This is a genomic window from Hymenobacter daeguensis, from assembly GCF_054780555.1.
This window is the reverse complement of the sequence record NZ_BAAGWC010000016.1, coordinates 93,073-104,945: the sequence shown is the minus strand read 5'-3', so window position 1 is coordinate 104,945 and position 11,873 is coordinate 93,073. Positions and strand designations below refer to the sequence as shown.

The following is an 11,873-nucleotide window of genomic DNA, read 5'->3' as shown; positions in this document are numbered from 1 at the left end:
CCGGCTGGCGGGCCGGCGCTGCCGCCACACCGGCCCGGCCACCGCCCCGGCCAGCAGGGCCAGCAGCACTGCCCGCAACAGTAGCAGCCACAGCTGCTCCGGCTGCAGGCTGCGCAGGCGGCGGTTGGCCCCGGTGGCCAGCCAGCGCAGGCTGCCCACGGCCACCTCGCGGCCGGGCCGCCGGTTCCAGAGATGAATGGCCACCGGCACCAGCAGGCCCGTGAGGGCCCAGAAAGCAGCAGGATGTAAGAAGCTAACCATGCGGGACGAGCGTCAAAGGGTGAGGTTGCGTCGCCTGATAAACTCGCGCATGGCCCCGTCCAGGGGGTGCGAGGTGTCCAGCAGGTGGTAGTCGAAGCTGCTGCGGCGGGCAGTTTGGGCCGTTTCGCGCAGCCAGCTCTGGAGCTTCAGTTGATAGGCTGCCCGTTGCTGGCCGGCGTCGATTTGCAGCGTCTGGCCCGTTTCCAAATCCCGGAACGTAACCGCGCCCTGGTAGGTGAAGGCCAGCTCGTTGTGGGCCATCAGGTGCAGCAGCAGCACGTCGCCGCTGGTAGCGCGCAGGCGGGTAAGCAGGGTGTTGATTTCGGTGCCATCTTCGTATAGGTCGCTCACACAAACCGTGAGGGAGCGCTGCCGGCGGGCCGTGAGGGGAGCCAGCGTTTCGGCGGCCGGAAAGCGGCCGGCGGCGGCGGCCGTTTCCAGGGCGTGGCAGAGGCGCGGCAGCTGGCGGGCATCGGCCCGGGGCGGCAGGTGCTGCAAGCCGGCCGGGCTAAGCACGGTAAGGCCCACGGCATCGCCCTGCCGGGTGGCCAGATAGGCCAGCGCGGCCAGCAGCAGCCGGGCGTAGTCGAGCTTGGTGAGGCCGTTGTCGTCGCGGTGGTTCATGCTGGCGCTGGCATCCAGCAGCAGGTGCACCGTCTGGCTGGTGTCGATTTCCGACTCGCGCAGGTAGTAGCGGTCCGAGCGGGCGGCCAGGCGCCAGTCGAGGCGGCGCAGGTCGTCGCCGGGCTGGTAGGGCCGGTACTGGCTGAACTCCATGCCCGCGCCGTGCCGCCGGCTGGCGTGCGCGCCGTTGAGGAAGCCCTCGGCCGCCTGCCGGGCGGCCAGCGAGAGGTTTTTCAGGCCGTGCAGGAGTTCGGGGGTGAGCATGAGTTGTAGCGCGAACTTTCAGTCCGCGAATCGAACGATTTGAGCAGGATTATAACACTCGCGGACTAAAAGTCCGCGCTACACTGCCACTGCTTTCAGCAATTCCGCCACGGCATCATCGGGCGTGAGGTTTTCTGCTTCGGCGTTGAAATTCAGCAGCACCCGATGCCGCAGTACCGGCGGGGCCAGCGTCCGGACATCCTCCAGCGTGGCGGCGAAGCGGCCGTGCAGCAGCGCCCGCGCCTTGGCGCAAAGGATAAGCGCCTGCCCGGCCCGCGGCCCCGCGCCCCAGCGCCCGTAGTCCCTGATGAATTTCACCTCCGACGTGGCCGGCCGCGTGGCCCGCACCAGCCGGTTCACGAAGTCCATCAAATCCGGGCTCAGGCTCACCTGCCGCACCAGCGCCTGCAGCGCCCGGATGTCGGCCCCGCCCAGCACGGGCTGCACGGTTTGGCCGGCGGTGCCGGTGGTGCCGCGCAGCACCGCCAGCTCCTCCTGCTCGGTAGGGTAGCCGATGCGTACGTAGAGCAGAAACCGGTCGAGCTGGGCCTCGGGCAGGGGATAGGTGCCGCTTTGCTCAATCGGGTTCTGGGTGGCCAGCAGGAAGAAGGGCCGGGGCAGCGCGTGCTCCTGCCCGGCGTAGGTGACGTGGCCTTCCTGCATGGCTTCGAGCAGGGCGGCCTGGGTTTTGGGCGGCGTGCGGTTGATTTCATCGGCCAGCACCAGACTAGCGAAGATGGGCCCCGGCTTGAAGACGAACGAGCGCCGGCCGGTGCCGTGGTCCTCCTCCAGCACTTCGGTGCCCAGAATGTCCGTCGGCATCAGGTCGGGCGTGAACTGGATGCGGCGGAAGGGCAAATCCGTTGCGGCGGCCAGGGTGCGCACCAGCAGCGTTTTGGCCAGGCCGGGCACGCCTTCGAGCAGGGCGTGCCCGCCGGCCAGCAGGGCCACCAGCACTTCATCGAGCACCGTTGCCTGGCCCACGATGACCTTGGCGATTTCGGCCTTGAGCACGGGCAGCCTGGCGAGCAGCGTGTTTACTTCTTGTTCGGTCATTCGGATTGTCGGGAGGAAATAAGAACGTCATGCCGGGCGCCGCCGAGGCATCTCGCGTCTGGCAGTAATTATTTTTTAGATATTAATACTTTGATTAGTAACGGATTGTGTCATGCCCCGGCGGCGTTCGGTATGACGTTTTTTGGAAATCACGTCAGGGCATAAAGCAGAATATTCACCCCAAACTTGGTATTGTCTTCGGCCAGGAAGCGCTTGTTGCGAAAGTCGTAGTCCCATTCGCAGCCGTAGTCTTTGTTGGAGTACAGCACGCCAATGCGGCCCTTTATCTCGATGGCTTTCAGGTAGTCGTGCACCAGGTCGTCGCCCCAGCCGTTGAGCTCGAAGCCGGTGTTGGGCGGGCCGTCTTTGAAAGTGAAAAACTGGGAGTAGATGGGGTGGGTTTTGGGGATTTTCCTGAGCGCCCCCGCGCCGAAGCACTGCCGCATCTGCTCTTCGAAGGAACGGGCAAAGAGCCCGTCGATATCGTGGTTGCAGTCGTCCACAAACACGAAGCCGCCGTTGCGCACGTACTGGATAAAGTTCTGCTTTTCAGCGCCCGAAAACTGCACCAGCCGGTGCCCGCTCAGGTAGCAGAAGGGGTAGTTGAACAGCTCCGGGCTGTCCAGGGCCACCACTTTTTCCTTGGGCTCGACGGGTACTTTGGTGTATTGCACCAGCGAATGCAGCAGGTTGGCGGGCATCCGCTCGTCCACCGCGTCCCAGTCGCCGGAATGGTAGCTCAGGCGCACGAAAGTGAAAGGAGCAGCGGGCACGGCAGTAGGGACGGAGGCGTAAAAGACGAAGAGAATAAACCGGACTTCCGCGCGATAGTCGGACCAGGAATAATTGCGTTGCTTCCGGCGTTGGCTGATTGGCCGCAAGTCAGGCCAAATCTATCGACCAAACCCGCAACCTTTTGCCCAGCCCAGGCGGTATTAACCCCCGCCGGGGCCGGCGGCCCGCGGCCGAAGCTACTGCCGGAACAGCAGAAATTGTGCGTCCATTTCCATCATCCTATTGCTATTCACTGCTATGAAAAAGCTGCTTTTTATCGGTTTCCTGAGTTTGTTCTTCACGCCGCTGGCCCGGGCCCAGTTCGGCATCAAAGGTGGCCTGAACGTGGCCGAGATGACCGGGCAGGACGGCGCAAGCGCCTCGTATAAGCCGTTTTACCACGTCGGGATTTTCTATCAGGCCGACCTTCTCGGCCCGCTTTCCATCCAGCCCGAAATCCAGTACTCGCTGCAGGGCGGCAACCTGAAATCGGCCTTCACCGACTACGACAGCCAACTGCACTACCTCACCGTGCCCATCCTGGCCAAGCTCACCGTGGGGCCCGTGTTTCTGGAGGCCGGGCCGCAGTTTGGCGTGCTGCTCAGCGCCAGCCAGTCGGGCAAATACCAGGTCGGCTTCACCGCCGACGGCATGCCGGCCTACGGCAACGAGTCGCGCCCGGCCACCAGCCAGTTCAAGCGCGGCGACTTCAGCGTGGTGGGTGGCGTGGGCCTCAGGCTGGCCAGCAATTTCTCCCTCGGCGGCCGGCTGGTGGCGGGCCTCAACGACATCAACGACGCCAAAAACCTGACCGGCATCAACGACCCGCGCCTGCAAAACCGCGTTTTTCAGGTATATGCGGCATTTCAATTTGGCGGGAAGAAGTAAACACCAGCTGTCATCCTGAGCGCAGCAAAGGACCTTTTTACGTTAGGGCAAGAAAGCTTCAGACGTAAGAAGGTCCTTCGCTGCGCTCAGGATAACAGGCAACTCAGGATGACAGACGAATGCTAAATCGCATCGGATAAGCTGGTAAACGTAAAGTCCCTGATTTTCAGCGGCGGCACCAGGCAGCCGGCCAGGCGCTGGGGCCGGCCGATGGCCTCGATGTTGTTGAGCATGATGATGGGGCTTTCGTTGAAGCGCAGGTTCTTGATGGGGAATTTGATGACGCCGTTCTCGATGTAGAACGTGCCGTCGCGCGTCAGGCCGGTGTAGAGCAGCGTCTGCGGGTCAACCTCGCGGATGTACCACAGGCGCGTGACGAGGATGCCCTTGGCTGTGCTTTTGATGAGCTCGGCCGTGCTTTGCGTGCCGCCCGCCATGATGAAGCCGTTGGGGTAGGCCGTGGCCGGCACCTTGCTTTTCTCGGCCCAGAAGCGGGTATAAAACAGGTCCTTCACCACGCCTTTCTCAATCCAGGTCTGGCGTTTGGTGGGCAGGCCGTCGCCGTCGAAGGCATTGCCGGGCACCTCGGCGTTCATGGGGTCGGAGTAGATGGTAACCCGCTCATCGAACAGCTTTTCGCCCTTGCGGTTGCCGCCGCCTTTCTTGCTCAGGAAGCTGCGGCCTTCGTCGGCCTCGCGGGCACCCATGCCATAGATGAGCCCGCCCAGCAGCGACAAATCGCCGCCGTCCATCAGCGCGGCCGGCTCCAGAATCACGGTGTACTTGCCGGGCTCAATGGCCTTGGCATTCACCGAGCTGAGGGCTTTGTCGGCGGCGCGCTGGGTGAGGCCTTTGGCGTTGAGCCTGGCGGGGTCCGTCACGTCGGCAATGGCGTAGCCGGAGCCTTTGCCATCGGCCGTGCGCACCGTCACCGAGAAGTCGGTATTGGTGGACTGCTGGTAGGCTTCGAGGCCCCTGGAGTTGCGCTTGGCCACGAAGCGGGTGCCGCCATCGAGGAAGCCGGCGGCGGTGAGGTTCTTGGCCGCGCACAGGTTCATGCTGTCGGCGGCGGCCTGGGCGCGGGTGGCGGCCGTGAGCAGCGTAGTGGCCGTGGAGGGCGGGTTCAGGTACGTCTGCGGGCCGATAAACGGCACGTACTCGGGGCTTTCGGGCGCGAGGCGGGCAATTTCCTCGGCCCGCTGCACGCAGCGCTTCAGGGTGTCGTCGTCGAACTCGTTGCAGGTGGCAATGCCGCTGCGCTTGCCGAAGCGCGACTCCACGGCCAGCGACACAGAGTCCTGCGCGCCGGCCGTGCTCACGCTGTTGCGGGCGTAGCGGATGTTGCCGGTGGTGCGGCCGCGCAGGGAGGCTTCGCACTCGTCGGCGGTGCTGTAAGTGAGGACTTTCTTGAGTAAAGCCTGAGCTTCGTCTTTGGAGAGGATAGCCATGTTTTTAAATGTGGAAATTTGCAGAATGGGAAAAGGTGAAAATTCAGGCGGTGTTGGCTTTGCTGGATATGATGATGCGGGCTAATAGGCGGCGGACACTCAGCAGCGTATCGTTGAGGGATGTGTGCGGCGTGGGGTAATTAGGGGCATGGGTGCAGAGCTGCAGCCAGTAATCGGTTTCCTCGGCCTCCTTGGCGGCGATTTTGCATTTGTGTACAAAGTCAGCGCGGCTTTCGGCGTGCTGGGCTTCGCGCACATTGGCTCCGATTGAAGTGCCGCAACGTAGCAACTGGCGAGCCACGACGTAGCGACGAGCGGCTTCTAGTTCTTCTACATAGGCCAGCACTGCCAGCGCTAACTCAAAGGAGAGCCTCACGACTGGATTATCAGGTTTCGCACCGTTCCCGTTCCCGTTTGCGTTTGAGTCTACTCCTGCTACCATTTCCACATTTTTCACATCAATCGTATTTCCACATTTCCTACACCTTCCGCGCCGTGTTGATGACATTCACGCCGTTGAACCGCGTGGTGGCCGAGCCGTGGCTCACCGACGACACCTGCGCCGGCTGGCCCTTGCCGTCGAAGAAGGTGCCGAACAGGCGGTAGTCCGAGGCATCGCACGAGCCCTGGCATGCACCCCAGAACTCCTGGGTGTTCGACTGGTAGGCCACGTCTTCCAGCGGCTCCGTGATTTTGCCTTTCTCGATGGCGAAAAACAGCTGCCCGCCAAACTGGAAGTTGTAGCGCTGCTGGTCGATGCTGAACGAGCCGGCGCCGGCAATGTAAATGCCCTTTTCCACGCCTTTCACCATCTCGTCGGGGCTCATTTTGGCGGTGCCGGGGCGCAGGCTCACGTTGGGCATGCGCTGGAACTGCACGTCTTCCCAGCCTTGCGCGTAGGCGCAGCCGTCCGACTCCTTCTGGCCCACGATGTGCGCCTGGTCCCTGATTTTCTGGTAGTTCACCAGCTTGCCTTCCTTGATGAGGTCCCACTCGCGGGTTTTCACGCCCTCGTCGTCGTAGCCCACGTTGCCCACCGAGCCCGGCTGCAGCTTGTCGGCCACAATGTTCACGGCCTTCGAGCCGTAGGGCAGGTTTTTGGCCTTCCACTCCAAAGTGGCGAAGCTGGTGCCGGCAAAATTGGCCTCGTAGCCCAGCACGCGGTCGAGCTCGGTGGGGTGGCCCACGCTTTCGTGAATGGTCAGCCCCAGGTGGCCGGGGTCGAGCACGAGGTCGTACTTGCCGGGCGTGACGGATTTCATCGTCAGCTTGGCTTTGGCCTGCCGGCCGGCCAGCGCCGCATCGGCCAGGATGTCGTAGCGCAGCTTATAGCCCACGGTGTCGGTGCCCTGCGGGCCGCGCACCTGCTCGGCGACGCTGGGCGTGAGGTACTCGTAGCCCAGGCCCACCGGCGCGCTCAGCGACTCGCGCGAGCGAAACTTGCCGGTCTTGGTATCCACCGCCGTGGCCGAAAACGTGGGCCACAGCCGGTGAATGTCCTGGTCGATGTAGGAGCCGTCGGTGCTGGCAAAATACTTCTGCTCGTTCACCTGAAACAGGCCCGAGTTCACGTAGTTAGCCCCTGCATCGAGGGCAGCGGCGTTAGCGGCCAGCAGCAAATCCACTTTCTGCTTGATGGGCACCTCAAAAGCGCTTTGCTGGATGGGGGTTTTCCAGCTCACCTCGCCGTAGCCCTGCTGAGCGGCCAGCTGCACGGGCTCCTTGAGCACCAGCTTGTTGGCCTTGGCAATGTCGGCGGCCACGCGGGCGGTGGCGGCCACGCTGGCTTCCGTCACCACGCTGGTGGAGGCGAAGCCCCAGCAGCCGTTCACCAGCACCCGAATGCCCACGCCGTAGCTCTCGGTGCTCACAATGTTCTGCACCTGCTTCTCGCGGGTAAACACGTACTGGTTGAGCGAGCGGCCGATGCGCACGTCGGCGTAGCTGGCGCCGGCGGCCTTGGCCGCGTTCAGCGCCGCGTCGGCGATGCGCTTTTTCACCATGACATCGGCGCCCGGCTCCAGCAGGCGGGCGGGGTCAACGGGGGTGTGGCCGAAGCCCGGCAGGCTCGGCAGAAACAAAGCCCCGGTGGCAAGGCCGGTGAGGCCGACAAAGTCGCGTCTTTTCATAAGGTGCAGAGAGTGAAAGGTGAAGGAGTAGCGTGGACACTGCGAGTCCGCGTTTGGATTGAGAAGGAAATGCTGAGCCGTTTGCCACCGCGCGGACTTGCCGCGTCTGCGCCACAGCTTACACCGCGTCCGACAGGCTCGTAAAGGTGAAGTCCCGGATTTTCAGCGGCGGCACCAGGTTGCCGTTCAGGCGTACCGGCTTGCCTATGGCTTCCAGGTTGTTGAGCATGATGACCGGGCTTTCGTTGAAGCGGAAGTTCTTGATGGGGAATTTGATAGCGCCGTTTTCGATGTAGAACGTGCCGTCGCGCGTCAGGCCGGTAAACAGCAGCGTCTGCGGGTCGACGGGGCGGATGTACCACAGGCGCGTGACCAGAATGCCCTTGGCCGTGCCCTTGATGAGGTCGGCCGTGCTTTGGGTGCCGCCTTCCATAATCCAGCCGTTGGGGCGGGGCAGGTCGGGGATACCGGTCTTCTGGGCCCAGTAGCGCGAGGAGTACAGGTTTTTCACCACGCCCTTTTCAATCCAGGTGGTGCGCTGCTGCGGCCGGCCGTCGCCGCTGAACGTCAGGTCGCTGATTTCCGGGTTCAGCGGGTCGGAATAGATGGTAACCCGTTCATCGAACAGCTTTTCACCCTTCTTGTTGCCGCCGCCTTTCTTGCTCAGGAAGCTGCGGCCCTCGTCGGCATTGCGGGCGTCGAGCGAAAACATCAGCGCGCCCAGCAGCGACGTATCCACGTTGGAAAGCAGGGCGTTGGGCTCCAGAATGACGGTGTACTTGCCCGGCTCAATGGCCCGCGCCTTCATCGAGGACGCGGCTTTATCAGCGGCAATTTTGGTGAAGCGGGCGGCGTCCATCTTTGTGGCGTCGGTGTAGTCGCCCGAGGCGTAGCCCGAGCCGGTGCCGTCGGGCGTGCGCACCGTCACCGAAAACGTGACGTTCGAAACCTGCTGGTAGGCTTCCAGGCCCTTCGAGTTGCGCTTGGCCACGAAGCCCACCGAGTCGTCCAGAAACGCGGCGGAGCTGAGCTTCTTCTGGTCGCAGAGCGCCATGCTGGCCCCGATTTGCCGGGCCCGGTAATCGGGGTCGATGGCGGCAGTAGCGGGGGAGAAGGAGCGGCCGCCGTCGAGGTAGGTCTGGGGGCCGAGCAGGGGCATGTACTCCGGGCTTTCGGGGGCGAGCCGCGCAATCTCCTCGGCCCGCTGCACGCAGCGGCGCAGGGTGGCGTCGTCGAACTCGTTGCAGGTCGCCACGCCGCTGCGCTTGCCGAAGCGGCTTTCCACGGCCAGCGAAATGTTGTCGTTGGCGCCGGCCGTGCTGATGGAGTTGCGGGCCGAGCGCACGTTGCCGCCAATGGTGCCGTTCAGCGTGGCATCGCACTCATCGGCGGTGCTGAAGCTGAGGACCTTTTTGAGAATGGTCTGGGCTTCGTCTTTGGAAAGAATGGCCATTTGAATAGAGAGTTGTAGGAACGCGCCACGGCGCGTTCAATCGTTGAATAAATCGCAGGGCCGTTTCACCGCCCCGGCCGCCGAACGCGCCATGGCGCGTTCAATCGTTGAATAAATCGCAGGAGCCGTTTCACTGCCCCGGCCGCCGAACGCGCCATGGCGCGTTCCTACCCGATTTTGCGGGCCGTGTTAATCACGTTCACGCCGTTGAAGCGCGTGGTGCTGCTGCCGTGGCTCACCGCCGAGCTCTGGCTGGGCTGGCCCTTGCCGTCGTTGAAAGCACCGAAGTAGCGGAAGTCGCTCTCGTCGCACGAGGCGATGCAGCTGTTCCAGAACTCCTGGGTATTGGCCTGGTAAGCCACGTCTTCCAGCATTTCGGTGATTTTGCCCTTCTCGATGGCGTAAAAAACCTGCCCGCCGAACTGGAAATTGTAGCGCTGCTGGTCGATGGAGAACGAGCCGTTGCCGGCAATGTAAATGCCCTTGTCAACGCCTTTAATCAGCTCATCAACACTCATCTTGGCTTTGCCGGGCTGCAGGCTCACGTTGGGCATGCGCTGGAACTGCACATCCTGCCAGCTTTGCGAGTAGCAGCAGCCATCCGACTCGTTCTGGCCCACCACGTGCGCCTGGTCGCGGATTTTCTCATAGTCCACCAACCGGCCCTCCCTGATGAGGTCCCAGCGCTTGGTTTTCACGCCTTCGTCGTCGTAGCCCACCGCGCCCAGGGTGCCCGGCTGGGTTTTGTCGGCCACGATGTTCACGGCTTTCGAGCCGTAGGGAATGTTCCTGGCCTTCCACTCCAGCGTGGCGAAGGAGGTGCCCGCGTAGTTGGCCTCGTAGCCCAGCACGCGGTCCAACTCCAGCGGGTGGCCCACGCTTTCGTGAATGGTGAGGCCGAGGTGATGGGGGTCGAGCACAAGGTCGTATTTGCCGGGCGTCACCGATTTGGCGGTGAGCTTCTGCTTCACCTGCTTAGCCGCCAGGGCCACGTCCTCCAGCATGTCGTAGCTGTGTTTGTAGCCGATGATGTCGGAGCCCGTTGGGCCGGCCACTTTGTCCTGGGCTTTGGGCGTGAGGTACTCGTAGCCCATGCCCACGGGCGAGCTCATGGCCTGGCGCGAGCGGAACTTGCCGCTGGCCCGGTCGATGGCCGTGACGCCGAACGTGGGGTAAATCCGGTGAATGTCCTGGTCGATGTACGAGCCGTCGGTGCTGGCGAAATACTTCTGCTCGTTCACCTGAAACAGCACCGAGTTGATGAACGACACGCCCAAATCCAGTGCCTTCGCATTCACGCCCAGCAGCAAATCCACCTTGTCCTTGATGGGCACCTCGAAGGCATTCTGCTGAATGGGCGCCTTCCAGGTCACGTCGCCGTAGCCTTTTTGCGGAGCCAGCTGCACCTTTTCCTTCTGCACTTTCGAGTTGGCCTTGGCAATCTGCACGGCCAGCTGGGCGGCTTTGGCAATGCCGGCCTCGGTCACGTTGTTGGTGCTGGCAAAGCCCCAGGTGCCGTTGGCGATGACGCGGATGCCCACGCCGTAGCTCTCGGTGCTGGCAATGTTCTGCACCTGCTTCTCGCGGGTGAAAATGCCCTGGTTGAGGTAGCGGCCAATGCGCACGTCGGCGTAGGTAGCGCCGGCGGCCTTGGCGGCGTTGAGGCCGGCATCGGCGAGGCGCTTTTTCTGGGCCGCATCGGCGCCCGGCTCCAGCAGGCGGGCGGGGTCCACGGGGCTGCCGCCAAAGCCCGGCAGGCTGGGGAGGAAGAGGGCACCGGTCGCGAGGCCGGTGAGTCCGACAAAGTCACGTCTTTTCAAGGCAGCGTAGTTTTTGAGGAATAGAAAAGCAGATTCGTAAAGATGGAGACAAAATCTAATGAAAAAGACAAGCCTGCACGGCAGACGTTGCTTTATCTGAAAAAGTAGATACTTTCCGCGCATTCAGCAGCAAAGGGGACGGTGGCCGGCCGGAGCAGTAAAAAACCCTGCCCCGGAAAGGGGCAGGGTTTTCGGAAAAGGGAAAATGTCGTTTTGCGGCTATTTCGAAGGCCGCCAGCTGAGGCTCACGCCCGTTGCGCCGCTGCCGAAGTAGGCCGGGGCCATGCCAATGTCGCGGCCGATGCTTTTGCGGCCCCAGCGGTTGCGGTGGCTCAGATAAGCCAGGTGAGCCGAAAGGATGCCGAAGCCCGCACCGGCCACCACGTCGCTCTGCCAGTGCTTGTCGTTTATCATGCGCAGGGCGGCCACGCTGGTGGCAATGGTGTAGGCGCCAATGCCGTACCACTGGCTTTTGTCGCGGAACTCGGTGTGCACGATGCTGGCCGCCAGAAACGCCTGCGCCGTGTGGCCCGACGGAAACGAGAGGTTGTCGGCGCCGTTGGGCCGGGTTTCGTTGGCCAGGTACTTCACGGCAAACGTGGAAGCCAGCATAATGGCCTCGCCCTTGGCAATGATGAGCAGGGTGTTGATGCGGTCGTTGCGCGACTGTACGCCCGCCAGGGCCACCGCGCCCAGCTCGACGTAGGGCAGGAAAATTACCGTGTTGTCAATCATCGTGTTGACGGGCCGGAACTGCTTCTGCACGAAGGTGCGCGCGTCGCGGTTGATGCCTGCGTCGCCCTGTGCCGTGATGGCCCCGTAGGTGATGAGCACCGCCGGAATGGCCACGGCCCTGAACAGCTTGCTTTTGAGAAACGGCCTGTTGCCGGGGGCCGAAACGCCGCCGGGGTTGGCATATTTTTGGGTGGTGTCGGCCGCTGGGGCAGTGGGCACCTGCGCATAAACGGGACCGATGGTGCCCGTCAGCAGGAAAAAGGCGGTGAGGTAGGAGCGTAAGCGGGCGCGCATGAACTATCGGCGATGAAGTAAATAAAAGGGCACTACGTGGGCAGACTACGAGGCGGGTAACACAAACGTAACGTGCGGGGCGTTAGAAAAACCTGATTTTTCCGGAACGGGCTATCGCTCTTTGCTT

11 protein-coding genes are annotated in these 11,873 nt (G+C 62.8%); 1 reads left to right on the top strand and 10 read right to left on the bottom strand.

Annotation, left to right across the window (positions count from 1 at the left end):
- The 4 genes from ACYVHT_RS16710 to ACYVHT_RS16695 all read right to left on the bottom strand — a co-directional run.
- Positions 1-261, bottom strand: a 261-nt coding sequence (locus tag ACYVHT_RS16710) for a BatA domain-containing protein (RefSeq protein WP_460554347.1), incomplete at its 3' end; no start/stop codon positions are given.
- A gap of 12 nt (positions 262-273) precedes the next feature.
- A complete protein-coding gene (locus tag ACYVHT_RS16705; protein ID WP_460554344.1) occupies positions 274-1,149 on the bottom strand; it encodes a DUF58 domain-containing protein in 876 nt (291 codons plus the stop codon).
- A gap of 78 nt (positions 1,150-1,227) precedes the next feature.
- On the bottom strand, positions 1,228-2,205 hold the full coding sequence (locus tag ACYVHT_RS16700; RefSeq protein ID WP_460554341.1) for an AAA family ATPase: 978 nt from the start codon (positions 2,203-2,205) through the stop codon (positions 1,228-1,230).
- Positions 2,206-2,354: 149 nt separating this feature from the next.
- Positions 2,355-2,978 (bottom strand): DUF4159 domain-containing protein, encoded by a 624-nt coding sequence (locus ACYVHT_RS16695; protein ID WP_460554338.1) that lies wholly within the window; start codon positions 2,976-2,978, stop codon positions 2,355-2,357.
- 259 nt (positions 2,979-3,237) lie between these two features.
- Between ACYVHT_RS16695 and ACYVHT_RS16690 the strand changes: the two genes are divergently transcribed.
- Positions 3,238-3,867 carry a porin family protein gene (locus tag ACYVHT_RS16690; RefSeq protein ID WP_460554335.1) on the top strand — a complete coding sequence of 210 codons (630 nt, stop codon included), beginning with the start codon at positions 3,238-3,240 and terminating at the stop codon, positions 3,865-3,867.
- A gap of 122 nt (positions 3,868-3,989) precedes the next feature.
- On the opposite strand, the gene ACYVHT_RS16685 is transcribed toward ACYVHT_RS16690, so the two are convergent.
- The 6 genes from ACYVHT_RS16685 to ACYVHT_RS16660 all read right to left on the bottom strand — a co-directional run bounded on the left by ACYVHT_RS16685 (position 3,990) and on the right by ACYVHT_RS16660 (position 11,746).
- Positions 3,990-5,315, bottom strand: a complete 1,326-nt coding sequence (locus ACYVHT_RS16685) for a TldD/PmbA family protein (protein WP_460554332.1) — start codon at positions 5,313-5,315, stop codon at positions 3,990-3,992.
- A 43-nt stretch (positions 5,316-5,358) separates the two neighbouring features.
- A complete protein-coding gene (locus tag ACYVHT_RS16680) occupies positions 5,359-5,691 on the bottom strand; it encodes a four helix bundle protein (RefSeq protein ID WP_460554329.1) in 333 nt (110 codons plus the stop codon).
- Between the two features lie 103 nt (positions 5,692-5,794).
- On the bottom strand, positions 5,795-7,444 hold the full coding sequence (locus tag ACYVHT_RS16675) for a TldD/PmbA family protein (protein ID WP_460554326.1): 1,650 nt from the start codon (positions 7,442-7,444) through the stop codon (positions 5,795-5,797).
- A 118-nt stretch (positions 7,445-7,562) separates the two neighbouring features.
- Positions 7,563-8,897: a TldD/PmbA family protein gene (locus ACYVHT_RS16670; protein WP_460554323.1), complete on the bottom strand. Its 1,335-nt coding sequence runs from the start codon at positions 8,895-8,897 to the stop codon at positions 7,563-7,565.
- Between the two features lie 167 nt (positions 8,898-9,064).
- The gene (locus ACYVHT_RS16665) at positions 9,065-10,717 is read right to left on the bottom strand and encodes a TldD/PmbA family protein (RefSeq protein WP_460554320.1); all 1,653 of its coding nucleotides are present in this window, start codon (positions 10,715-10,717) and stop codon (positions 9,065-9,067) included.
- 219 nt (positions 10,718-10,936) lie between these two features.
- A complete protein-coding gene (locus tag ACYVHT_RS16660; protein WP_460554317.1) occupies positions 10,937-11,746 on the bottom strand; it encodes a phosphatase PAP2 family protein in 810 nt (269 codons plus the stop codon).
- Between the last annotated feature and the right edge of the window lie 127 nt (positions 11,747-11,873).

What these genes read in the sequence shown, in the direction of transcription:
- ACYVHT_RS16660 (WP_460554317.1), bottom strand. Translation starts at nt 11,746, where the DNA reads ATGCGCGCCCGCTTACGCTCCTACCTCACCGCCTTTTTCCTGCTGACG.
- ACYVHT_RS16670 (WP_460554323.1), bottom strand. Translation starts at nt 8,897, where the DNA reads ATGGCCATTCTTTCCAAAGACGAAGCCCAGACCATTCTCAAAAAGGTC.
- ACYVHT_RS16690 (WP_460554335.1), top strand. Translation starts at nt 3,238, where the DNA reads ATGAAAAAGCTGCTTTTTATCGGTTTCCTGAGTTTGTTCTTCACGCCG.
- ACYVHT_RS16675 (WP_460554326.1), bottom strand. Translation starts at nt 7,444, where the DNA reads ATGAAAAGACGCGACTTTGTCGGCCTCACCGGCCTTGCCACCGGGGCT.
- ACYVHT_RS16700 (WP_460554341.1), bottom strand. Translation starts at nt 2,205, where the DNA reads ATGACCGAACAAGAAGTAAACACGCTGCTCGCCAGGCTGCCCGTGCTC.
- ACYVHT_RS16685 (WP_460554332.1), bottom strand. Translation starts at nt 5,315, where the DNA reads ATGGCTATCCTCTCCAAAGACGAAGCTCAGGCTTTACTCAAGAAAGTC.
- ACYVHT_RS16705 (WP_460554344.1), bottom strand. Translation starts at nt 1,149, where the DNA reads ATGCTCACCCCCGAACTCCTGCACGGCCTGAAAAACCTCTCGCTGGCC.